A 23,296-nucleotide genomic window follows, 5' to 3' on the forward strand; every position below is an offset into this window, starting at 1 on the left:
CCGCCTCCAAATGTGAAGGATCGTGTCAGTGAGCTTTTTCGTATGGGCCCCCGAGATCAATTCGGCCCTGATGCACGCGGGCGCGGGCCCCGGGCCGATGGCGGCCGCGGCGGTGGCCTGGGACGGGCTGGCCGGTGAATTGGGCTCGGCGGCAGCGTCATTCGGTTCGGTGACCTCGGGACTCGTCGGGCAGGGGTGGCAAGGCGCGGCGGCCACGGCGATGGCGAACGCCGCCACCCCGTACACCGCGTGGCTGGGTGCCGCCGCGGCGCGCGCCGAGACGGCGGCCGCGTCGGCGCGCGCGATGACGGCAACCTACGAGGCCGCGTTTTCCGCGACGGTCCACCCGATGCTGGTGTCGGCCAACCGTTCCCGGCTGGTGTCGCTGGTGATGTCGAATCTCTTCGGGCAGAACGCGCCGGCGATCGCGACCGCGGAGTCCGAGTACGAGGCGATGTGGGCTCAGGACGTGTCGGCGATGGTGGACTACCACGCGGGGGCGTCGGCGGTGGCCGCACAGCTGTCGTCGTGGCAGCAACTGCCGGCCGCGGCGGCCCAGGCGCTGGGCATCAACCTCGGTGTCGGCAACAACGGCAGCCTCAACCTCGGCTCCGGTAACCACGGCGACGGCAATGCGGGCATGGGCAACACGGGCAACAACAACGTCGGGTCGGGGAATCACGGCGACACCAACCTCGGTAGCGGCAATACCGGTGCGACGAACTTGGGCTCGGGCAACACCGGCAGCCAAAACCTGGGCTCGGGCAACACCGGCAACCAAAACCTGGGGTCGGGCAACACCGGCAACCTCAACCTGGGTTCCGGCAACGCCGGCAACATGAACTTCGGCGGCGGCAACAGAGGCGACTCCAACGTCGGTTCGGGAAACACCGGCGCCGGCAACTTCGGCAACGGCAACATCGGCAGCGGCAACTTCGGCAGCGGCAACGTCGGCAACGCGAACGTCGGTGCGGGCAACACCGGCAACGGCGACGTCGGCTTCGGTCTCACCGGCGACAACAAGGTGGGCGTCGGGAACCTCTACTTCGACCGGACGACCGGCCAGTTCCACTGGGGCGGGCTGAACTCGGGCAGCGGCAACATCGGCTTCGGGAACTCAGGCACCAACAACATCGGGTTCTTCAACTCCGGGAGCCACAACACCGGCTTCGGCAATTCCGGCGTCGGCAACTTCGGCTTCGGAAACTCCGGCAATACCAACACCGGCGCCTTCAACGCCGGAAACATCAACACCGGCCTCGGCAACTCCAGCACCCTCAACATGGGCATGTTCAACTCCGGCGCCGGCAGCAACTTCGGGTTATTCAACTCGGGCCTCGGCCACAACGCGGGCAGCTTCAATTCCGGAGCCGGGCAGAACGTCGGTGCCTTCAACTCCGGTGCCGGCCTCAACTTCGGCAGCTACAACTCCGGCGCCGGGTTCGGCGGCAACACCGGGTTCTTCAACTCCGGCAACGTGAATACGGGCTTCGGCAACGCCGGCGACACCAACACCGGCGGCCTCAACGCGGGCAACGTCAACACCGGCTTCGGCAGCGCCACCAACGTCAACGCCGTCAACTCCGGCTACGGCAACACCGGCTCGAGCAGCTCGGGCTTCTTCAACGCCAGCAACGGCGGCCACACCTCCGGCGCGTTCAACAACCTGAGCGGCGGCGGCGGAGGTGGGGGTGGCGGAGGAGGCGGCGGTGGTGGCGTGGGTAAGGGGACCACCGCCGGCTTCTACAACACCAGCGGCAAGACCGGCAACGTGGGCATCGCGAACACCGGCATGGGCAACGTCGGTTACCTCAACTACGGCTTCCAGAACACCGGCTTCGGAAACTCCGGCGGCAACGCCACCGGCGACGGCAGCAGCGTCGGCTTCAACAACTCGGGATTCCAGGACTCGGGCATCTACAACCAGGGCTCCTCCAACTCCGGCGGCTTCCACAAGGGCACGGGCCAATCGGGCCTCTACAGCTGACGAACCTGCCTGCGGGCCCATGGGTCGCCGGCGCCTGCTATACTCGAACGTATGTTCGATACGTCGGGTTCGGAGTCGCGCGCTGAGGCGATCGCGCGGATGGACGAGATGATCGAGCGCCGTTATCCGTCGACGACGGCGGAGTCGTCGGCGTTGGTCAATCGGATCGCGGCGGCGGCGCGGGCGGAGAACCGGGAGGCTGCTGCGCAGTTGGCGGCGATCGGGGAGTTGTTCGGGTATCGGCTTTCGCGCTGTGGCGAGGACGAGAGTTGGGCGATCGACACGATGGCGGCGGTGGCCGCCGAGGTGGCCGCGGCGTTGCGGATCAGTCAGGGGCTGGCGGGCAGCCGGTTGCATTATGCGCGGGCGATGCGCGAGCGCCTGCCGAAGGCCGCCGATGTGTTTCGGGCCGGCGACATCGACTACCGGATGTTTCAAACCCTGGTATATCGCACCGATCTGATCGTCGACCCCGACGTGCTGGCCAAGGTCGATGCGCAGTTGGCGGCCAATGTGGCGCGCTGGCCGTCGATGACGCAGGGCCGGCTGGCCGGGCAGGTAGACAAGATCGTGGCCAAGGCCGACCGCGATGCGGTGCGCCGCCGCGCTGAGCGCCAGGTTGATCGCCAGGTGTGGATCGGCGATGTCGGCGATGGTCTGGCCGACATTTCGGGCAGCCTGTTCAGCGTGGATGCCCACGCCTTGGACCAGCGCCTGGACGCCTTGGCCGCCACGGTGTGCGCGCATGACCCGCGCAGCCGTGAGCAGCGCCGCGCTGATGCGCTGGGCGCGTTGGCGGCCGGGGCGGATCGGCTGGGATGTCGCTGCGGGCGCACCGATTGCGCCGCCGGCACCCGCCGCGCGGCCAGCCCGGTGGCCATCCACGTGATCGCCGATCCGGCCACCGTCGAGGGCAGCGGCGACACCCCGGGTTCGGAGTGGGGTGCTGATGGGTTGATCCCGCCCGAGGTGGTGGCCGAGCTGGCCAAGTCGGCCAAGCTGATGCCGTTGTTTCACCCGTGCGACGCCCCGCCGGAGAAGGGCTACGTGCCCTCGAAGGCGTTGGCCGATTTCGTGCGGTGCCGGGATTTGACGTGCCGCTTTCCCGGCTGCGACCGCCCCGCCGTCGACTGCGAGCTCGACCACACGATCCCCTACGCCCAGGGCGGGCCCACCCATGCCGCCAACCTCAAGTGCTACTGCCCGCTGCACCACTTGATCAAGACGTTCCTGGGCTGGACCGAAAAGCAGCTGGCCGATGGGACGTTGATCGTGACCGCCCCGTCCGGGCACACCTACGTCACCACCCCGGGCAGTGCGCTGCTGTTCCCCAGCCTGTGCCGCGCCGCCGGTGGGATGCCCGCCCCCGAAGTCGACCTGCCGCCGCAGGACTATTGCGCCGAGCGCACCGCGATGATGCCGCGCCGGCGGCGCACCCGCGCCCAAGACCGCGCCACCCGGGTGGCCACCGAACGCAACCACAACCGCCAAGCCCGCCAAGCCCGCCGGGTCGCATGGCCCAGCTACTTTGACCCCGTCCCACCCGGCACCGACGACGACGACGAGCCGCCGCCGTTCTAGGCTGCGCGGCTCACAGCAACCCCCCCGCCGCCGGGACGTCGCTCTGCCACATGGGGAACACGTACCCGCCCACCAGCTCGCGATGCCACCAGGCGCGGTCGCGCCGTAACTCGGCAAGGGTGGTGAACCGGTACTCGTAGAGTTGCGCGCGCACGTACCGCGGCGGCGAAACCGGAAAGGGGTTGTGCCGCAATAGTCGCAGGGTCGCCCGGTCGTTGCGCAGCAACCGCTGCATGAACGGCCGAAGCCACGGTTGCGCGTAGCCGGGCGAGATGGCCGCGAACCACATCAGCCAATCCAGGCGCAGGTGGTAGGGCGCCCACTGTCGCGGCAATCGACGCAACCCCCCGGGCTTGCCCTTGAATTCGTATTCCTTCCAGACCGTTTCGCGGGTGATGCGCATCTCGTCGGTGCCCTCGATCACCACCTCGCGGCGCACTCGGCCGATGCTGCCGAACGCACCGTAGGTGTTCACCAGATGAAATGGGTTGAACGACATGTTCATTCGCTGGCGCGACGAGAGCATGTTGCGCACCGGCCAGTAGGTCATGACCAACACGCAAGCGGCGAAAGCGATCACCAGCCCCGCGAACCACACCGGCGGCGCCGACCACACCGGATGTGACGGCACGAAAAGCAGCGTGGAATCGTCGATAGCGCTGAACGCCAGCACGATCGTCACCCAGTTGAGCCAGGCGAAATTGCCCGAGGCCACCAGCCACAGCTGGGTGACCACGACGATCGCCGCCGCCACGCTGGCCACCGGCTGCGGGGCGAACAACCCGAACGGCACGATCAGCTGGGCGAAATGGTTGCCCGCCACCTCGACGCGGTGCAGCGGCTTGGGCAGGTGATGGAAGAACCAGCTGAACGGCCCCGGCATGGGCTGGGTCTCGTGGTGGTAATACAGGCACGTCAGGTCGCGCCAGCACGGGTCGCCGCGCAGTTTGATCAGCCCGGCGCCGAACTCCACCCGGAACAGCAGCAACCGCGCCATCCACAGCGTCAGCACCGGCGGCGCCACGTCGTCGTTGCCGAGAAAGACCATCAGGAAGCCCGCCTCCAGCAGCAGCGATTCCCAGCCGAACCCGTACCAGGTCTGCCCGACGTTGACGATCGACAGGTAGAGCACCCACAGCGTCAGCCAGATCGGCATCGAAGCCCATAGCGGCACCAGGTCCGCGGCCCCGGCGACTATGGCGGCCGACAGGGCCGCACCGAGCCAGGACACCCCGGTGAACAGCCGATCGGAGTAGCGCAGGTGAAACAGGCTCGGCGCCCGCCAAAACGACTGCCTGGCCAGGTATTGCGGTATCGGCAGGATCCCGTGCTCGCCGATGAGTGCCCGGAACTGCAGAGCGGCCGCGACGAACGCGAACACATAGATCGCCGCGACGCCGCGCTCCAACACCAGCCTGCTCAGCCAGTATTCGGGTGCCGAAAACCATCCCATGGCCGCAACTCCTCGGGCACCGAGCCGTGTCTCCAGTCAACCAGCAGGAAACCCGCCAGCCAACACCCCGGCCGTCATTCGTCGCGCGGACGCGCCGCCATCACCACCGAAGAAGCAAGCACCGCAAGCGAAATCAGCGACAGCAGCTGCACGGTCGCCGAATGCCCGGCGTAACCGTCGACCGACCGCCACGGGTGCCGGGACAGCACTGCCCCGGCCAGGATCAGCCCGCCCGCACTCAGCGCGACGAGCAGTGCGTCGCCCCGCCCGCGACGACGCAGCGCATACCGCATTCCCAGGGCGGCGCCGACGACGACGACGCCCGTCGCGCCGGCGACGACCGCCCCGGCCGCCAGCACGCCGACCGCGGCCCAGCGGCCCGGCGCCCACGGTCGGGCCGGTACGTCGTCGCCACCCCCGCGCCGCGTGCGCCACAACGCAAGCAACGCCAGCAGCGGCAGCAACGCCAGCCCCACCGCCAAGCCCGCGCGGTACAGGGAGTTGTCGGCGAAGGTCAGGATGATGGTCCCCGGATCGCCCGCCGGCACGACCCAGCCCTGCTGCCACCCGTTGACGGCCACCGGCGTCAAACGGGCCCCGGTGCCGGTGCGGGCCACCCACCCGGGGTTAATGCTCTCGGGGATGACCAGCACCCGGGGGGTCGACGACGCGGGCGCCCGCACCTCGCGGCGGCTCGGACCCCACGCCCCGGTCTGGGCGGCAACGGGATCGGCGTTGGGGACCTGGGCGCCGGCCGGGGTCGACAGCTGGGCCCCGTCGACGATGAACTGCCCGCCCGGGCTGATCAAGAGCTCCTGGCTGCCCGCCGGCAACGCGATCGGGTCGCGCTCGCACGGCAGCGCGGCGACGGGTTCGCCGTCCAGCAGCGCGCCCACGGTGGTGCGGATGGAGGTGTGCACGAACCGGCCCGCGACCGCGATGACCGGTCCGCGCACATCACCGTCGCAACCGACGGTGATCTCCCGCGATCGGTTGCGGCCGGCGTCGGCGGACGCGATCGGGTTGCCGTCGGCGCCGAGCGCCGCGACCTCGGCCAGCCCCGGCGGCTTGAGCTGGTCGAAACCCAGGGCGTTGCGGTCGATGATGTCTTCCCAGTCGAGCAGGCTGATGCTGACGGTGTCGGTGACCCGCGGTTTGAGTGAAAGCGTCTGCGGCTCACCCTTTTTCACCGCCCGCACCTGCGGGCCGTCGCCCAGGTTGACGGCCACCACCGTCGGGTGCGCCGGCAACGCCCACCGACTGGGCACCACGCGCACCCCGGTGACCTCGGTGGCCCGCGGCAGCGTCAGGGTCAGCGTCGGCGGGGACTTGTGCTGCACGACGTGCTGCGGCGCCGTCCAGGCGGTGGCCGGGTCGCCGTCGGTGGCCGCGTACGCCGAGCCGAGGATGTCGACGACGTCGGAATCACCGTGGGCCCGGGTGGTATTCGGCTCGGCGACCAGGTCGGCCAGCTTGGGCCCCTGCCGGGGGCGCACCCATACCGTCGGCGTCACCGACACCGGGGACGGCACGGTCAGGGTGCGGCTGAAGTTGACCGGTTCCTCGGGCGCCAGCGCCATCGACCCCGCGCACCGCACGGTGTCGGGCCCGGGCGCGCAGCCCGGCCGGCCCAGCAGTTCCGAGCCGAGATCCCAGGCCGCGACCGCCGAGCCGGGCGGCGGCCCGGGCACGTGCGCGGTGTGCCGCAGGTTGACGGGGTGGGCGAACCCGGACGCGTCGTACTGGGTGATCGACAGGTCGGTGACGCCGAACTGCACCCCGGGGGACCCGTCGTCGGTGCCGGCGGCGGTGATGCGCACCCACGGGGTTTCGCCGTAGGGCAGCGCCACCGCGAGCGGCTTGCCCGGCTCGTCGAAGCGCAGGGTGGTGCTGCCGTTGGCGGTCTCGATCAGGATGCGGCGCACCTGGGCGCCGACGGTGGTCGCGCTGGGCGTGATGGTGAGGGAGCCGTTGCTGATCGGATGATCGAAATCCACGCGCAGCCACTGACCGACGGCGGCCTGCAGCGCGTTGGACACCCACGCGGTCCCCGAGTCGCCGTCGATCGCGGCGGCCGGAGACGCCGCCGGTGCGACGTCGGGCATCGCGGTGGAGTCCGACGAGGAGCTCGACACCGTGATCCGGCCCCCGTTCCAGCCGCCGAACACCGTGTCGGCGCCCGGGACCGGGTAGTCGGGCACCCGGTTGTAGGTATGCCGGGCGTCGCCGGCGGCGCGGATGGCCGACGAATGCTGGTCGACGCGGCCGTAGTCGGTCTCGCGGGCCACCGGGGTGTCGGTGACGGTGACGAGCGGGGCCGCCAGCCCGGCGCCGCGCGCATCGGCCGTCATCAGCACCGGCCCCAGCGGCGCCTGGCCCAGCAGCCGCCGCCGCTCGTCGAGCCGCAGCAGCACCTCCGGCCCGCCGTCGACCCGGGCGAGCCGGTCGGCGTCGACGAAGTACGGCGCGCCGGGATCGCCGGAAGACGCGACCCGGTAGATCTCCACCGCGGGATACCGCGGCCGCAGCCCGCCGTCGGCGACGAAACCCGCCAGTGTGCCGGGTCCCACCGGCGCACCGAACTGCGCCACCTTCTGCAGCCGCGGCGAGCCCTCGATCGCGCGGTGCACCAGGATCGGGCGCGCGGAGCGCGACGTTTCGGGGTCCAGGTCGTTGCGCAGCACGACATACGAGACGCCTTGGCGGGCAAGGGTATCGGCCATCCCGACCGACGGCTGGCCGGCGGCGAACAGGCGCTGCACCGAGTCGAGCGCACGGATGGTCTGCGGCGGGGTCAACGGGATCGAGTCGCGCACCCCCCACGGGCTGCTGCCCAGCACCTGCAGCGGCTCGTCGTGGCTGGTGCCCCACACCTGGGTGGCGAACGGGGCGCCCGGGACCACGAGAACCCTTCCGGCCGTGGGCGTTCCGGTGTTGTGCTCGGTGAGCCAGTCGGCGGTTTCGTGCCAGTACCCCGGGATCGCGCCGAACGCGCCCGGCGGGGCGAGCCGGCCGGTCCACGCCAGCGACGTGCTGACCGCCAGCGCCGCCAGGACCACGACCGTCACCGCGACCCGCCTGTCGCGCTCCAGGTGGGCGACCGCACGAAGCGTCATCGGCACGCGGCCCAGCAGCGCCGCGATGCCCAGCGCCAGCGGTATCCGGATCACCGAGCCCAGCTTGTGCACGTTGCGCACCGGCGCGCCGGCGGCGTCCAGGAACGCCTGGACCGCATGCGCCACCGGCGAGCCGAGGCCGCCGCTGTAGCCCGCGGCCATCAACACCACGCCGACCAGCAGCATCGTCACCAGCCGCCCGCGCGCCGGCATCCCCGAGCCGGCCAGCCCGGCCAGCCCGGCCGCCGCGACCAGGCAGGTGCCCAGGATGGCCGCCGGCCCGGTCACCAGCGGCGCGCCGGCGGTGGCCGTCGGCGCCACATAGGGGGTCCACGCGTCGGTGCCGCGCAGGATCTCGGTCAGCGACGACCACTGCGTCGTCACGCCGGAGGATTCGATGAAGTCCAAGAAGGGCGGGCTGACGTGGCGCAGGCACACCAGCGCCACCACCCACCACAGCGTGGCCAACACCAGGGACAACAGCCACCACGCCGTGTAGCGCCACCACAACCGGTTGGGCCGGTGGCACGCCCACCAGATCACCGCGGGCAGGCAGCCGGCCAGCGTCGCAATGGCGTTGACCGCGCCCATCAGCGCCACGGCGAGACCGGCCCGGGCGGCCAGGGCGCGCACGCTCCTGCCCGAAGCCCCCCGTAACGCCAGGATCGTCGGCAGCAACACCCACGGCGCCAACATCATCGGCAGCGTCTCCGACGAGATCGACCCGAGCGTGGTCAGCACCCGCGGCGACAGCGCGAACGCCGACGCGCCGATCACCCGGGACGCCGGGCTGCCGATCCCCAGCGTTTCGGCCACCCGCAGCAACCCCCAGAAGCCCACGGCGAGCAGCAGCGCCCACCACAGCCGCTGGGTGATCCACCCCGGCACGCCCAGCGCGTGCCCGACCAGGAAGAAGGTGCCGTGCGGAAACAGGTAGCCGTAGGCCTGGTTCTGCGCCTGCCCGAACGGCAGTTCGCTGTTCCACAGGTTCGTCGCGCGGGCCAAAAAGCGCAGCGGGTTGGCGGTGAGGTCGAGTTTGGTGTCGGGGGAGACCTGGCCGGGGGACTGCGCGAAGGCCAGCGCCAGCGCGGCGGCGCCGACCACCCACAACCACCGGCGTGACAGTGGCGCTGCAGGCGAGCAGGCCGGCGCGTCGGCCCGGAAGCCCGCCCGGCTAGCTACGGTTGCCGTACTCGACCCGGTTGAGCACTGACGACTGCGGATCGCCCCCGGGAAGTGGCGGCTTCGTGTCCTGCTGCACCATCAAGGTGATCCCGAAGATCGCGGCAGCGCCCAGCAGCAGACCAACCACCACGCTCGCGGCGGCGGGCGCAATGATCCGGTTCATCGGGGGCTCCTTTCGACCTAGCGCCAACCTAGCAGTCGGCCCTACCAAGGCAGGCAATGCCCGTGGAAACACCGGTCGCCGTAGTTCACCAGGTACGGCGCCGGCAGGGTGCGCGGGGCCGGCGGGCGGTGCGCCGGCGCAGCGGGCTCACCCTCGACCGCCACCGTGACGCCGACCGCCGCGGCACCGATCGACATTCCCACCGCGACGCCCGCCACGGCGGCCCACGAGATCCCCGCCATCGTTGGCTGATGCCCCCTGGAGCCCGGGACGAAACGCCCGCCGTGACAACATGTCCCGATGGCTTTCCCGCGCGCCCTGGCCGTCCTCGCCGCCGTCTCGGCGCTGGTTGCCGGCTGCGGCCACCACGCCGCGCGGCCCGGCGCCTCGCCGGCCACGTCCGGCAAGCCGGCGGCCGCGCCGCCGGTGTGCGCCGACCCGGCGGGCGTCCCGGCCAAGCTGTCCACCCGCGACAAGCTGGCCCAGCTGCTGATGGTCGGGGTCAAAGACGCCGACGACGCCCGCGCCGTCGTCGACCGCGATCACGTCGGCGGCATCTTCATCGGCGGCTGGACGGACCTGTCGATCTTCAAAGGCCCGCTGGCCGACCTCGAGCGCAGCGCGGGCCCGCTGCCGCTGGCCGTCAGCGTCGACGAGGAAGGCGGCCGGGTGTCGCGGCTCAAGTCGCTGATCGGGACGGCCCCCTCGGCCCGGCGGCTGGCGCAGCAGCAGACGCCCCAACAGGTGCGCGACATGGCGGCCGACCGCGGCAAGAAGATGCGCGACCTGGGCATCACCATCGACTTCGCGCCCGTCGTCGACGTCACCGACGCCCCCGACGACAGCGTGATCGGGGACCGGTCGTTCGGCGCCGATCCCGCCACCGTCACCGCCTACGCCGGCGCGTATGCGCAGGGCCTGCGCGACGCCGGCCTGCTGCCGGTCCTCAAGCATTTCCCCGGCCACGGGCACGGCTCCGGCGACTCGCACACCGGCGGCGTGGTCACCCCGCCGCTGAGCGACCTGCAGAAGGTCGACCTGGTCCCGTACCGGACGCTGGTCACCGCGGCGCCGGTCGCGGTGATGGTGGGTCACCTGCAGGTTCCCGGACTGACCGGCGGCGACCCGGCCAGCCTGAGCCGGGCCGCGGTCCAGCTGCTGCGGACCGGCACCGGCTACGGCGCCCCGCCCTTCAACGGCCCGGTATTCAGCGACGACGTGTCCAGCATGGCGGCGATCTCGGATCGCTACGGCGTGCCGGAGGCGGTGCTGCGCACCTTGCAGGCCGGCACCGACGTCGCGCTGTGGGTCACCACCGACGAGGTGCCCGCCGTCCTGGACCGCCTGGAGAAAGCGGTCACGGGCGGGGACCTGACGATGGCCGCGGTCGACGAGTCGGTCGTGCGGGTGGCGACGATGAAGGGTGTCAATCGCGCATGTGGCCACTAAGGCCGCGCATCATCGTTACCCTGTAGTCAGATAGACGAGCTAGAGAGGCAAGACGATGGCGGGTGGCACCAAGCGGCTACCGCGTGCTGTCCGCGAACAGCAGATGCTGGACGCCGCCGTGCAGATGTTCTCGGTCAACGGCTACCACGAGACCTCGATGGACGCCATCGCCGCCGAGGCGCAGATCTCCAAGCCGATGCTCTACCTGTACTACGGCTCCAAGGAGGACCTGTTCGGCGCCTGCCTGAACCGCGAGCTGAGCCGGTTCATCGACAATGTGCGCGCCGACATCGACTTCAACCAGGGCGCCAACGACCTGCTGCGCAACGCCATCGGGTCGTTCATGCGCTACATCGACGCCAACCGCGCGTCGTGGATCGTGATGTACACCCAGGCCACCAGCTCTCAGACGTTCGCCCAGACGGTGCGGGAGGGACGCGAGCAGATCATCGAACTGGTCGCCGGGCTGATGCGGGCCGGCAGCCGGACCCCGCGGACCGACTCCGAGTACGAGATGATGGCCGTGGCGCTGGTGGGCGCGGGCGAGGCGATGGCCACCCGGCTGACCACCGGCGACATCGACGTCGACGAGGCGGCCGAGCTGATGATCGACCTGTTCTGGCACGGCCTCAAGGGCACCCCGGAGGACCGCGAGGCCGCCGCGTCGCTGCCCGAGGCCGGTGGACCCAGCGCGGTCGCCGGTTAACACCGGCCGGCCGCCAAGCCGCAACGTCGAGTTCTTCTGCGCCGTAGTCATCGTCGGGCTGCTGGCCGGGTTCGCCGGCTTGGCGACGACGGCGGTCCTGCGCTTCGTCGAACACGCCACCTACCACTACGGTTTCGGCACGTTGCTCTCCGGGATCACCGCCACCAGCCCGGTCCGCCGCGTCCTGGGGCCCGTCGTCGGCGGCGCGCTGGCGGGGTTGGGCTGGTGGCTGTTGCGGCGCCGGGGCGACGTGCCGCCGCTGGCGCGGACCATCGAGCGTCGTGATCGGATCCCTCGGCTGGCGTGGAGCGTCGACGCCGTGTTGCAGGTGCTGCTGGTCGGCTCCGGCGCGTCGCTCGGCCGGGAGGGCGCACCGCGCCAATTCGCCGCTGCCCTGGGCGATTTCGGCACCGCCTGGTTGAGGCGCCTGTCCGGCGACGACCGCCGGGTCCTGCTGGCGTGCGCGGCGGGGGCCGGCCTGGGCGCCGTCTACGCCGTTCCGCTGGCCGGGGCGCTGTTCTCCGCGCGGATCCTGCTGAACACGTGGCGGCCGCGCGCGGTGGGGGCGGCGCTGCTCACGTCCAGCCTGGCCGTGGCGATCTGCTCGACCGTCACGCACGACCAGCCGAACCTGGCATGGCCCAGCGCCGAGTCGTCGTATCTGGTGACCGCGCACGGGCTGATGCTGGCACCGGTGGCCCTGGCGGTCGGATTGGCGTTCAACCGGCTCATGGCGGCGGCGCGGCCGGCCCCGGTGCGGCGGACCTGGGTGCTGATCCCGGCGCTGGCCGCCGCGGGCCTGGTGATGGGCGTCTGCTCGCATTGGTGGCCGGAGCTGCCCGGCAACGGGCGCAGCATCCTGACCGTCAGCCTGGCCAGCGGCATGACGCTGTCCGCGGCCGTCGCGATCCTGCTGCTGAAGCCGCTGTTGACGGCCCTGTTCCTGCGCGCCGGCGGGGCGGGCGGAATGCTGACCCCGTCGCTGGCCACCGGCGCGGCGGCCGGTACGGCGCTGGTGCTGGCGATCAACTGGGCGACCGGGACACACCTGCACACCCCGGCGGTGTCGCTGGCCGGGGCCGCCGGGGTGCTCGCGGTCACCCAGGGCTCACCGATCTGGGCCGCGATCTTCGTCTGGGAGCTCGCCCATCCGCCGCTGTGGCTGTTTCTCGTCTTCCTGCTGACCGCCTGCGGCGCATACGGATTGAAGGTGCTGGCGCTGGGCCGCAGGCCTCCCGGCCCGACCCACGAGAGCTAGAGTGCCCGCACGGTGGCGGTCAGATGCGGATAGCCCTTGGCGATGTGGCGCAACGCGAGATCCCAGCCGCCGTCGTCACCCTCGTCGATGTACAGGCCCGCGGTGGCGGGCAGCACCAGCGGCTTGGCGAACCGCACCGCGTACTGCACCTGGTCGGGCAGGCGGGCCTCGATGTTCGCCAATACCGCTGCCGCGCTGAACATTCCGTGCGCGATGACCGTCGGGAAGCCGAACAGCTTGGCCGCGACCGGGTTGGTGTGGATCGGGTTGTGGTCGCCGCCGACGACGGCGTAGCGGCGGATCCGGCCGGCGCTGACCCGCAGCACGGTGCTGGGCGGCGGCAGCTTTGGCTGCTTTTGCGGCGGCGGTTTGGGCTCGTCGGACAGGCTGGTGCGTTGCTGGTGTAAGAAGGTGGTGACCTGGTGCCATGCGGTGTCACTGCCGACGGTGACGTCGGTCACGAGGTCCACCAGCAGCCCCTTGCGGTGTTCGCGAAGGTTCTCGGCGTGCACCCGGACGCCCACGGTGTCGGTCACCGCGATCGGGCGGTACTGCGTGATGCGGTTCTCGATGTGCACCGATCCCATTGCGGCGAACGGGAAGTCGAAGCCGGTCACCAGCGACATCATCGCGGGAAAGGTCAGCGCGAACGGATAGGTGAGCGGCACATGGTTGCCGTAGCGCAGGCCGGTGACCCCGGCGTACTCGGCGACGTTCGCCTGGTCGATGGGCAGTTCCTCGACGGTCACCGCGCGGCTGGGCAGCTGGTCGGAGCGCGGCACCAGCGGCAGCGCCCCGGCCGCCGCGCGCAGCATGTTCTTGAGGCCGCTTGGCTGGTTCATGGTCGTCACGCCCCCAGCATGGCCTGGCCGCACACGCGAATGACGTTGCCCGTCACCGCGTTCGAGGCCGGGCTGGCGAAGTAGGCGATGGCCTCGGCGACGTCGACCGGCTGGCCGCCCTGCAGCAGCGAGTTCATCCGGCGGCCCACCTCGCGGGTGGCCAGCGGGATGGCGGCGGTCATCTGGGTTTCGATGAATCCCGGTGCCACGGCGTTGATGGTGATGCCCTTGTCGTAGAGCTTGGGCGCCAAAGCCTGGGTGAGGCCGATCATCCCGGCCTTGGTGGTGGCGTAGTTGGTCTGCCCGCGGTTGCCCGCGATGCCGGCCATCGACGACAGGCCGATCACCCGGCCCCCTTCGCCGATGCTGCCGTTGCCGATCAGCCCTTCGGTAAGCCGTTGCGGCGCAAGCAGATTGACCGCCAGCACGGCGTCCCAGCGGGCGTCGTCCATGTTGGCCAACAGCTTGTCGCGGGTGATGCCGGCGTTGTTGACCAACACGTCGGCGTGCCCGGCGTAGTGGTCGCCGAGGTGTTCGGTGATCTTGTCGACGGCGTCTTGGGCGGTGACGTCCAGCCACAATGCGGTGCCCCCGACCCGGCTGGCGGTTTCGGCCAGGGCCTCGGCGGCCGACTCCACGTCGATCGCGACGACGCGGGCGCCGTCGCGGGCGAACACCTCGGCGATGGTCGCGCCGATGCCGCGGGCGGCGCCGGTCACGATGGCGACCTTGCCGTCCAGTGGCCGGTCCCAGTCGGCCGGGGGCGTGGAGTCGGCCTCCCCGACGTAGAAGACCTGGCCGTCGACGTAGGCCGACTTGGCCGACAGGATGAACCGCAGCGTGGATTCCAGACCCGTCGCGGCGGGTTTGGCGTCCGGCGACAGGTACACCAGCTGCACGGTGGAGCCGTTGCGCAGTTCCTTGCCCAGCGAGCGGGTGAAGCCCTCCAGCGCGCGCTGCGCGATCCGCTCGTCGCTGCCGGCGGCGGCGTCGGGGGTGGTGCCGACGACCACGACGCGCGCGTTGTGGCCCAGGTTGCGCATCACCGGCGTGAAGAACTCGTGCAGGTCCTTGAGCCCGGGCGGCGCGGTGATGCCGGTGGCGTCGAACACCAGGCCGCCGAACCGGTCGGCCCAGCGGCCGCCGAGGTTGGCGCCCACCACGTCGTAGTCCTTGTCCAGCGCCGCGCGCAGCGGCTCGACCACCCTGCCCTCACCCCCGATCAACAGGGAGCCGGTCAGTGGGGGTTCGCCGGGAGAGTAGCGGCGCAGCGGCTCGGGTTGGGGAATGCCAAGTTGTTTGGCCAGAAACGATCCGGGGCCGGAGTTGACGACCTGTGAGAACAGGTCGGACGAGCGCTTGGGGGCCACTGGACTGCCTTCCGTTGTCTTTTCCGGGTGATAACGCAACCGTATCGGGGACGAACTTACTTCGGAGTAAGAACCGTGAGTAGTATGGCCTGTAACGGCCTGCCCAAAACTGATACCCCCGGAGAAGACAGTGGCCCCTGCAAGTTCAGAGACCCGCCGGCGCGTCGCCGTGCTGGGTGGCAATCGCATCCCGTTCGCGAGGTCCGACGGCGCCTATGCCGACGCGTCCAACCAGGACATGCTCACCGCGGCCCTGGACGGGCTGGTGGAGCGGTTCGGCCTGGGCGGCGAGCGGCTGGGCGTGGTCGCCGGAGGTGCCGTGCTCAAGCACAGCCGCGACTTCAACCTGACCCGCGAGTGCGTGCTGGGGTCGGCGCTGTCGTCGTACACCCCGGCGTTCGACGTCCAGCAGGCGTGCGGGACGGGGCTGCAGGCGGCGATCGCCGCGGCCGATGGCGTCGCCTCCGGCCGCTACGAGGTCGCCGTCGCGGGCGGGGTGGACACCACCTCGGACCCGCCGATCGGCCTGGGCGACAACCTGCGCCGACAGCTGCTCAAGCTGCGCCGGTCGAAGTCCAACCTGCAGCGCCTGAAGCTGGTGGGCACGCTGCCCGCCACGCTGGGGATCGAGATCCCGGCCAACAGCGAGCCGCGCACCGGGCTGTCGATGGGCGAGCACGCCGCCATCACCACCAAGCAGATGGGCATCAAGCGCGTCGACCAGGACGAGCTGGCCGTGGCCAGCCATCGCAACATGGCCGCGGCCTACGACCGTGGCTTCTTCGACGACCTCGTCACGCCGTTCCTGGGGCTCTACCGCGACGACAACCTGCGGCCCAACGCCAGCACCGAGAAGCTGGCGACCCTGCGCCCGGTGTTCGGCGTGAAGGCCGGCGACGCGACGATGACGGCCGGCAACTCCACCCCCCTGACCGACGGCGCGTCGGTCGCGCTGCTGGCCAGCGAGGAGTGGGCGGCCGCGCGCTCGCTGCCCCCGCTGGCGTTCCTGGTGGACGCCGAGACCGCGGCGGTCGACTACGTCAACGGGCGCGACGGCCTGTTGATGGCCCCGACGTACGCGGTGCCGCGGCTGCTGGCGCGAAACGGGTTGAGCCTGCAGGACTTTGACTTCTACGAGATCCACGAGGCGTTCGCGTCGGTGGTGCTGTCGCACCTGCAGGCGTGGGAATCGGAGGAGTACTGCAAGGAGCGACTCGGCCTGGACGCCGCGCTCGGGCCCATCGACCGGTCCAAGCTCAACGTCAACGGTTCGTCGCTGGCCGCCGGCCACCCCTTCGCGGCCACCGGCGGGCGGATCCTCGCGCAGGCGGCCAAGCAGCTCTTCGAGAAGAAGCAGCAGGACAAGAAGTCGGGCACGGTCCGGGCGCTGATCTCGATCTGCGCCGCCGGCGGGCAGGGCGTGGCCGCGATCCTGGAGGCCTGAGGGCCCCGGAGGGGCCCTGCGCGAATGATTTGCGTCACACGCGGTTACTAATGCGCGCGGTTGGGTATCCGTGCGTCCGGATGGCCCCGTGTTGTGGTCTGACCCCCCGACCCCGACGGCAATACGGGGCATCCCTGAATCGACCGTCAGCGCGCGGGCGTACGAAACGGGCCGCCGCTGGAGTGAGGGGATCCAGCGGCGGTCTTTTTGGGACGCTCGACGCAGACAAAAACCCCGCTCCCATTGAGGAGCGGGGTTTTGCTGAGGACCGTTAGAAAGCGGCCTCGTCGAGCTCCATGATCTCGTTGTCGAGCGTCTCGATGACCTCACGGGTCGCGGTCAGCAGCGGCAGGAAGTTCTTCGCGAAGAACGACGCCACCGCGATCTTGCCCTCGTAGAAGGACCGCTCGGCGCCGCTGGCGCCGTCGTCGAGCGCCTGCACCGCCACCGCGGCCTGGCGCTGCAGCAACCAGCCGATGACCAGGTCGCCGACGCTCATCAGGAAGCGCACCGAGCCCAGGCCCACCTTGTAGAGGCTGCTGACATCCTCCTGGGCCGCCATCAGGTAGCCGGTCAGGCTGGCCGCCATGGCCTGGACGTCGGCCAGCGCCTTGCCCAGCAGCTCGCGCTCGGTCTTCAGCCGGCCATTGCCGGACTCGCTGTCGACGAACTTCTGGATCTCGCCCGACACGTGGGCCAGCGCCACACCCTTGTCGCGGACGATCTTGCGGAAGAAGAAGTCCTGCGCCTGGATGGCCGTGGTGCCCTCGTAGAGCGAGTCGATCTTGGAGTCACGGATGTACTGCTCGATCGGGTAGTCCTGCAGGAAGCCGGACCCACCCAGCGTCTGCAGGCTCTCGGTCAGCTTGGCGTAGGCCTGCTCGGAGCCCACACCCTTGACCACCGGCAGCATCAGGTCGTTGACCTTGACCGCCAGGGCGGCGTCCACCCCGTGCAGCGCTTCGGCCACGGCCGCGTCCTGGTAGGTCGCGGTGAAGAGGTACAGCGCGCGCAGACCCTCGGCGTAGGCCTTCTGGGTCATCAGCGAGCGGCGCACGTCGGGGTGGTGCGTGATCGCCACCCGCGGGGCGGTCTTGTCGGTCATCTGGGTCATGTCGGCGCCCTGCACGCGCTCCTTGGCGTACTCCAGCGCGTTGAGGTAGCCGGTCGACAGCGTGGCGATCGCCTTGGTGCCGACCATCATGCGGGCCATCTCGATGACCTCGAACATCTGCGCGATGCCGTTGTGCACCTCGCCGACCAGCCAGCCCTTGGCGGGCACGCCGTGCTGGCCGAACGACAGCTCACACGTCGCCGAGACCTTCAGGCCCATCTTGTGCTCGACGTTGGTGACGAAGACGCCGTTGCGCTCGCCCGGCTCGCCGGTCTCGTGGTCGAACAGGAACTTCGGCACGATGAACAGCGACAGCCCCTTGGTGCCCGGGCCGGCGCCCTCGGGGCGGGCCAGCACCAGGTGGACGATGTTCTCGAACAGGTCACCGGAGTCCGCGGAGGTGATGAACCGCTTGACGCCGTCGATGTGCCAGGAGCCGTCGTCCTGCTGGACGGCCTTGGTCCGCCCGGCGCCGACGTCCGAACCGGCGTCCGGCTCGGTGAGCACCATGGTGGCGCCCCAGCCGCGCTCGGCGCACAGCACCGCCCACTTCTTCTGCTCCTCGGTGCCGAGGTGGTGGATGATGTTGGCGAAGCCGGCGCCGCCGGCGTACATCCACACGGCGGGGTTGGCGCCGAGGATGTGCTCGTGCAGCGCCCACACCAGTGCCTTGGGCATCGGCATGCCGCCCAGCGCCTCGTCGATGCCGGCCTTGTCCCAGCCGGCCTCAACCACCGCCTGCACCGACTTCTTGAACGCCTCGGGCAGCGTCACCGAGTGGGTCTCCGGGTCGAAGACGGGCGGGTTGCGGTCACCGTCGACGAACGACTCGGCGACCGGCCCCTCGGCCAGCCGGCTGATCTCGCTGAGCATTTCCTGGGCGGTGTCGACGTCCAGGTCGGCGTAGTCGCCTTGTCCTAAAGCCTTGTCAACGCCGAATACCTCGAACAGGTTGAACACCTGGTCGCGGACGTTGCTCTTGTAGTGGCTCACTACGTTCCTCCTCGTTGAGAATGCCACTCGTGGTTGGGTACTAGGGCTAAGTTACCCACCAGTAACACGTCTAAAATATATCCGTTGCCGACGCCGATGCAAGCGAGTGTGAGCTAGATTTCATCGTCTAATTAACCAACCGGTTGGGAAGTCTGCGTCCGGCGCGCGAAAACCTCTTTTACCTGCGAAGATGATGGGTCTATGACGGAGGTGGGAAGCGTCACAGCGTTGCCGGTGGTCGACCTGCGGGCCGACGCCGGGGCGCTGCGGGAGGCCCTGCGCGAGGCCGCTGGGGTCGGATTCTGCTATCTGGCGGGCCACGGCGTGCCCGACGAGCTCGAGGGCAGGATGCTCGCCGCGGCGCGCCGGCTATTCGAGCTGCCGCAGGCCGACAAGGACGCCGTCGCGATGGTCCGCAGCCCGCATTTCCGTGGCTACACCCGGCTGGGCGGCGAGCTGACCCGGGGCCGGGTGGATTGGCGCGAGCAGATCGACATCGGGCCGGAACGGCCGCCGATCGGCGGGCCGGGCAGGCCCGACTACCTGTGGCTGCAGGGCCCCAACCAGTGGCCGGCGGCCCTGCCCGAGCTGCCCGGGATCGTCGCGCGGTGGGACGCCGCGCTGTCCTCGGTGGCGCGCACACTGCTGCGGCATTGGGCCGCCGCGCTGGGCGCCGAGCCCGACGTGTTCGGCCCCGCCTTCGCCGAGGCGCCCGCCACGCTGATCAAGGTCATCCGCTATCCCGCCCGCGCGGCCGGCGCGCAGGGCGTCGGCGCGCATCGCGATGCCGGGGTCCTCACGCTGCTATTGGCGGAGCCGGGCAGCCGTGGCCTGCAGGTGCGCCGCGACTCCGCTGCCGGCTGGATCGACGTGCCGCCGCTGCCGGGCGCGTTCGTCGTCAACATCGGGGAGCTGCTCGAGGTGGCGACGAGCGGCTACCTGAGGGCCACCGAGCACCGGGTGAACCTGCAGGGTCGGGAGCGGATCTCGGTGGCGTACTTCTTCAACCCGCGGCTGGACGCGCGGGTCCCGGTGCTGTCGCTGCCCGCGGAGCTGAGCGCGCGCGCCCGTCGGGTGGACGATCCGTCGGACCCGATCTTTGCGGTGTACGGCCGCAACGCCTGGAAGAGCAGGCTGCGCGCGCATCCGGATGTGGCGGCCGCGCACGGATACTCGGCAGGTAGGGTCGACGGCGAGAATTCCGTTCTCGGCTCAAGGAGCAATGAAGTCCGGTGAATTCGAACAGCAACCTGACGCCGTCGTCGCTGCGTGAAGCTTTCGGCCACTTCCCTACTGGGGTGGTGGCCATCGCTGCCCAGGTCGATGGTGCGCGTGAAGGCTTGGCGGCCAGCACCTTTGTCCCGGTCTCGCTGGAACCGCCGTTGGTTTCGTTCTGCGTGCAGAACACCTCGACGACCTGGCCCAAGCTCAAGGGCGTGCCCACGTTGGGCATCAGCGTGCTCGGTGAGGCCCATGACGTGGCCGTGCGCACGCTGGCCGCTAAGACCGGTGATAGGTTCGCCGGCTTGGAAACGGTGTCCAGCGAAACCGGTGCGGTCTTCATCAAGGGCACCGGGCTGTGGCTGGAGAGCGCGATCGAGCAGCTCATCCCGGCCGGGGATCACACCATCGTGGTGCTGCGGGTCAGCCAGGTAACGGTGGATGCCGGAGTGGCGCCGATCGTGTTTCACCGCAGCGAATTGCGCCGGCTCGGCGTGTGACCGGCTAGGGGCGGTGGCTCAGTTCCTCGCGGTAGCCGGCGATGCGCCGCTCGATCTCGGCGGCGTCCTCGTGCCGGCCTTCCTTGCGTGCGAGCTCGGCGCGCACCCCCAGCTCGTGGATGGCGGTGCGGATCTCGTTGACGCTGGTCGTTCCTCGCATGGGTCTCGGGTACCCGATGCCGCGAGCGCTTAACGCCGGAACAGCTTGTTACCCAGCCACACCACGGGGTCGTACTTGCGGTCGGCGACCCGTTCTTTCATCGGGATCAGCGCGTTGTCGGTGATCTTGATGTTCTCCGGGCAGACCTCGGTGCAGCACTTGGTGATGTTGCAGAAGCCCAGGCCGTGCTCCTGCTGCGCGTCGTTGCGACGGTCCCGGGTGTCCAGCGGGTGCATTTCCAGCTCGGCGATGCGCATCAAAAAGCGCGGGCCGGCGAACGACTTCTTGTTCTCCTCGTGGTCGCGGACCACGTGGCAGACGTTCTGGCACAGGAAGCACTCGATGCACTTGCGGAACTCCTGCGAGCGCTGGACGTCGACCTGCGCCATCCGGTACTCGCCGGGCTGCAGGTCCTTGGGCGGCGCGAAAGACGGTATCTCGCGGGCCTTTTCGTAGTTGAACGAGACGTCGGTGACCAGGTCGCGGATCACCGGGAACGTGCGCAGCGGCGTCACGGTGACGACCTCGTCCTCGGCGAACGTCGACATCCGGGTCATGCAGAGCAGCCGCGGGTAGCCGTTGATCTCCGCCGAACACGACCCGCACTTGCCCGCCTTGCAGTTCCACCGCACCGCCAGGTCGGGGGTCTGGGTCTGCTGCAGCCGATGGATGATGTCGAGGACGACCTCGCCCTCGTTGACCTCTACCGTGAAGTCCTGCAACGCGCCGTTGGCGTCGTCGCCGCGCCACACCCGCATCTTCGCGTTGTAGGTCATTTACGTCTCCGTCCTAGGGTCCGTCCCGGAAGTCCGACCCGGGTACCCGGCGAGCTCTTCGTCGGTGTAGTACTTCTCCAGCTCGGAGATCTCGAACAGTTCCAGCAGATCGGCCCGCATCGGCGTCTGGTCCTTCTTCGTGATGGCGATGTCGGGAATCACCTCGTCGCCGCCGGCCGCCTCGCACACCAGCAGCACCTTGCGCCACGACGACTCCATCGACGGGTGGTCGTCGCGGGTGTGCCCGCCGCGGCTTTCGGTGCGCGTCAGCGCGGCCTTGGCGACGCACTCGCTGACCAGCAGCATGTTGCGCAGGTCGATGGCCAGGTTCCAGCCCGGGTTGTACCGGCGCTGCCCCTCCACATGGAGGTTCTTGAACCGCTCACGCAGCTTGTCGAGCCGGGCCAGGGCCTCGGAGACCTCGTCGGCGTTGCGGATGATGCCGACCAGGTCGTTCATCGACTGCTGCAGCTCCAGCTGCAGGGTGTAGGGGTTCTCGCCCGGTCCGCCGTTGGCCGGCGGCTCGAAGGGGGACAGCGCCCGCTTGGCCGCGGTGTCGATGGCATCCTCGGCGACGGCCGGGCGGCTGCTCAGCGCCCGCACGTAGTCGGAGGCCCCCAGCCCGGCGCGCCGGCCGAACACCAGCAGGTCCGACAGCGAGTTGCCGCCCAGCCGGTTGGAGCCGTGCATGCCGCCGGAGCATTCGCCGGCGGCGAACAGGCCCGGGACGGTGGCAGCGCCGGTGTCGGCGTCGACCTCGACGCCGCCCATCACGTAGTGGCAGGTGGGCCCGACTTCCATTGGCTCCTTGGTGATGTCGACACCGGCCAGCTCCTTGAACTGGTGGTACATCGACGGCAGCCGCCGGTTGATCTCCGCGGGCGTCAGCCGCGACGCGATGTCCAGGAAGACGCCGCCGTGCGGGCTGCCCCGGCCGGCCTTGACCTCCGAGTTGATCGCGCGCGCCACCTCGTCGCGCGGCAGCAGATCGGGCGTGCGGCGGGCCGAGTCGTTGTCCTTGAGCCACTGGTCGGCCTCTTGCTCGGTCTCGGCGTACTGACCCTTGAACACCGACGGGATGTAGTCGAACATGAACCGCTTGCCGTCGGAGTTCTTCAGCACCCCGCCGTCGCCGCGCACGCCCTCGGTGACCAGGATCCCTTTGACGCTCGGCGGCCACACCATGCCCGTCGGGTGGAACTGGACGAACTCCATGTTGATCAGCGACGCGCCCGCGCGCAGCGCCAGCGCGTGCCCATCGCCGGTGTACTCCCACGAGTTGGAGGTCACCTTGAACGACTTGCCGATCCCGCCGGTGGCCAGCACCACCGCGGGCGCCTCGAACACCACGAATTGGCCGCTTTCGCGCCAGTAGCCGAAGGCGCCGGCGATCCGGTCACCGTCTTTGATCAGCTCGGTGATGGTGCATTCGGCGAACACGCGGATGCGCGCCTCGTAGTCGCCGACCTCGGCGTAGTCCTCCTGTTGCAGCGACACGATCTTCTGCTGCATGGTGCGGATGAGCTCGAGGCCGGTGCGGTCGCCGACGTGCGCCAGCCGCGGGTAGGTGTGCCCGCCGAAGTTGCGCTGGCTGATCTTGCCGTCCTTGAGGCGGTCGAACAGCGCGCCATAGGTTTCCAGCTCCCAGACGCGGTCCGGCGCCTCCTTGGCGTGCAGTTCGGCCATGCGCCAGTTGTTGAGGAATTTCCCGCCGCGCATGGTGTCGCCGAAGTGGGTCTTCCAGTTGTCTTTCGGGTTGGTGTTGCCCATCGACGCCGCGCAGCCACCCTCGGCCATCACCGTGTGGGCCTTGCCGAACAGGGACTTGCACACCACCGCGACCTTGAGGCCCCGCTCGCGCGCCTCGATGACCGCGCGCAGCCCCGCGCCGCCGGCACCGATCACGACCACGTCGTAGGAGTGCCGTTCGACCTCAACCATGAAACCTCGCTAGCTAATTCTGATCGTTCTCGAATGG

General features: G+C 70.0%; 18 protein-coding genes. 8 read left to right on the top strand and 10 right to left on the bottom strand.

The features are described 5' to 3' along the window. Positions 1-28: 28 nt before the first annotated feature. Both AC5Y4Z_RS22910 and AC5Y4Z_RS22915 read left to right on the top strand, forming a co-directional pair. Positions 29-1,987: a PPE family protein gene (locus AC5Y4Z_RS22910; RefSeq protein WP_499967203.1), complete on the top strand. Its 1,959-nt coding sequence runs from the start codon at positions 29-31 to the stop codon at positions 1,985-1,987. Between the two features lie 51 nt (positions 1,988-2,038). Continuing rightward, complete coding sequence (locus AC5Y4Z_RS22915) at positions 2,039-3,568, top strand: HNH endonuclease signature motif containing protein (protein ID WP_499967204.1); 1,530 nt, start codon at positions 2,039-2,041, stop codon at positions 3,566-3,568. A gap of 10 nt (positions 3,569-3,578) precedes the next feature. Here the strand turns inward: AC5Y4Z_RS22915 and AC5Y4Z_RS22920 are convergent, their stop codons facing one another. From AC5Y4Z_RS22920 to AC5Y4Z_RS22935, 4 genes are all read right to left on the bottom strand, one after another. Beyond that, on the bottom strand, positions 3,579-5,021 hold the full coding sequence (locus AC5Y4Z_RS22920; RefSeq protein ID WP_499967205.1) for a lipase maturation factor family protein: 1,443 nt from the start codon (positions 5,019-5,021) through the stop codon (positions 3,579-3,581). 74 nt (positions 5,022-5,095) lie between these two features. Then, positions 5,096-9,262 carry an alpha-(1->3)-arabinofuranosyltransferase domain-containing protein gene (locus AC5Y4Z_RS22925; RefSeq protein ID WP_499967311.1) on the bottom strand — a complete coding sequence of 1,389 codons (4,167 nt, stop codon included), beginning with the start codon at positions 9,260-9,262 and terminating at the stop codon, positions 5,096-5,098. Positions 9,263-9,311: 49 nt separating this feature from the next. Further along, positions 9,312-9,485 carry a DUF2613 domain-containing protein gene (locus AC5Y4Z_RS22930; protein ID WP_065443914.1) on the bottom strand — a complete coding sequence of 58 codons (174 nt, stop codon included), beginning with the start codon at positions 9,483-9,485 and terminating at the stop codon, positions 9,312-9,314. A 41-nt stretch (positions 9,486-9,526) separates the two neighbouring features. Continuing rightward, positions 9,527-9,727, bottom strand: coding sequence for a DUF2613 family protein (locus tag AC5Y4Z_RS22935; protein ID WP_499967206.1), 201 nt, complete (start codon positions 9,725-9,727; stop codon positions 9,527-9,529). A 58-nt stretch (positions 9,728-9,785) separates the two neighbouring features. On the opposite strand from AC5Y4Z_RS22935, the gene AC5Y4Z_RS22940 reads away from it, so the two are divergent. From AC5Y4Z_RS22940 to AC5Y4Z_RS22950, 3 genes are read left to right on the top strand one after another with little or no spacing between them, the layout of a single operon-like run. Further along, positions 9,786-10,934 carry a glycoside hydrolase family 3 N-terminal domain-containing protein gene (locus tag AC5Y4Z_RS22940; protein WP_499967207.1) on the top strand — a complete coding sequence of 383 codons (1,149 nt, stop codon included), beginning with the start codon at positions 9,786-9,788 and terminating at the stop codon, positions 10,932-10,934. 55 nt (positions 10,935-10,989) lie between these two features. Further along, positions 10,990-11,640 (top strand): TetR/AcrR family transcriptional regulator, encoded by a 651-nt coding sequence (locus tag AC5Y4Z_RS22945; protein ID WP_499967208.1) that lies wholly within the window; start codon positions 10,990-10,992, stop codon positions 11,638-11,640. After that, positions 11,615-12,898, top strand: coding sequence for a chloride channel protein (locus AC5Y4Z_RS22950; protein WP_499967209.1), 1,284 nt, complete (start codon positions 11,615-11,617; stop codon positions 12,896-12,898). Before AC5Y4Z_RS22945 ends, AC5Y4Z_RS22950 begins: the two co-directional genes overlap by 26 nt. Here AC5Y4Z_RS22950 and AC5Y4Z_RS22955 read toward each other — a convergent pair. Beyond that, a complete protein-coding gene (locus AC5Y4Z_RS22955) occupies positions 12,895-13,740 on the bottom strand; it encodes a MaoC/PaaZ C-terminal domain-containing protein (RefSeq protein WP_499967312.1) in 846 nt (281 codons plus the stop codon). The genes AC5Y4Z_RS22950 and AC5Y4Z_RS22955 overlap by 4 nt on opposite strands. Positions 13,741-13,745: 5 nt before the next feature. Further along, complete coding sequence (locus AC5Y4Z_RS22960) at positions 13,746-15,110, bottom strand: 3-oxoacyl-ACP reductase (RefSeq protein ID WP_499967210.1); 1,365 nt, start codon at positions 15,108-15,110, stop codon at positions 13,746-13,748. Positions 15,111-15,240: 130 nt separating this feature from the next. Between AC5Y4Z_RS22960 and AC5Y4Z_RS22965 the strand changes: the two genes are divergently transcribed. Further along, a complete protein-coding gene (locus tag AC5Y4Z_RS22965; RefSeq protein WP_499967211.1) occupies positions 15,241-16,554 on the top strand; it encodes an acetyl-CoA C-acetyltransferase in 1,314 nt (437 codons plus the stop codon). 271 nt (positions 16,555-16,825) lie between these two features. Here AC5Y4Z_RS22965 and AC5Y4Z_RS22970 read toward each other — a convergent pair whose 3' ends face one another. Further along, the gene (locus AC5Y4Z_RS22970) at positions 16,826-18,661 is read right to left on the bottom strand and encodes an acyl-CoA dehydrogenase (RefSeq protein WP_499967212.1); all 1,836 of its coding nucleotides are present in this window, start codon (positions 18,659-18,661) and stop codon (positions 16,826-16,828) included. A 201-nt stretch (positions 18,662-18,862) separates the two neighbouring features. On the opposite strand from AC5Y4Z_RS22970, the gene AC5Y4Z_RS22975 reads away from it, so the two are divergent. Beyond that, the gene (locus AC5Y4Z_RS22975; RefSeq protein ID WP_499967213.1) at positions 18,863-19,897 is read left to right on the top strand and encodes an isopenicillin N synthase family dioxygenase; all 1,035 of its coding nucleotides are present in this window, start codon (positions 18,863-18,865) and stop codon (positions 19,895-19,897) included. Then, the gene (locus tag AC5Y4Z_RS22980) at positions 19,894-20,382 is read left to right on the top strand and encodes a flavin reductase family protein (RefSeq protein ID WP_499967214.1); all 489 of its coding nucleotides are present in this window, start codon (positions 19,894-19,896) and stop codon (positions 20,380-20,382) included. Before AC5Y4Z_RS22975 ends, AC5Y4Z_RS22980 begins: the two co-directional genes overlap by 4 nt. Positions 20,383-20,386: 4 nt before the next feature. Here the strand turns inward: AC5Y4Z_RS22980 and AC5Y4Z_RS22985 are convergent, their stop codons facing one another. Genes AC5Y4Z_RS22985 through AC5Y4Z_RS22995 form a run of 3 tightly spaced genes read right to left on the bottom strand, consistent with a single transcriptional unit; the run spans position 20,387 to position 23,259 of the window. After that, the gene (locus AC5Y4Z_RS22985; RefSeq protein WP_499967215.1) at positions 20,387-20,542 is read right to left on the bottom strand and encodes a hypothetical protein; all 156 of its coding nucleotides are present in this window, start codon (positions 20,540-20,542) and stop codon (positions 20,387-20,389) included. Between the two features lie 29 nt (positions 20,543-20,571). Further along, positions 20,572-21,318, bottom strand: a complete 747-nt coding sequence (locus AC5Y4Z_RS22990; RefSeq protein ID WP_499967216.1) for a succinate dehydrogenase/fumarate reductase iron-sulfur subunit — start codon at positions 21,316-21,318, stop codon at positions 20,572-20,574. Further along, a complete protein-coding gene (locus AC5Y4Z_RS22995; protein WP_499967217.1) occupies positions 21,319-23,259 on the bottom strand; it encodes a fumarate reductase/succinate dehydrogenase flavoprotein subunit in 1,941 nt (646 codons plus the stop codon). Positions 23,260-23,296: the final 37 nt, after the last annotated feature.

Source organism: Mycobacterium sp. NGS63, from assembly GCF_059812295.1.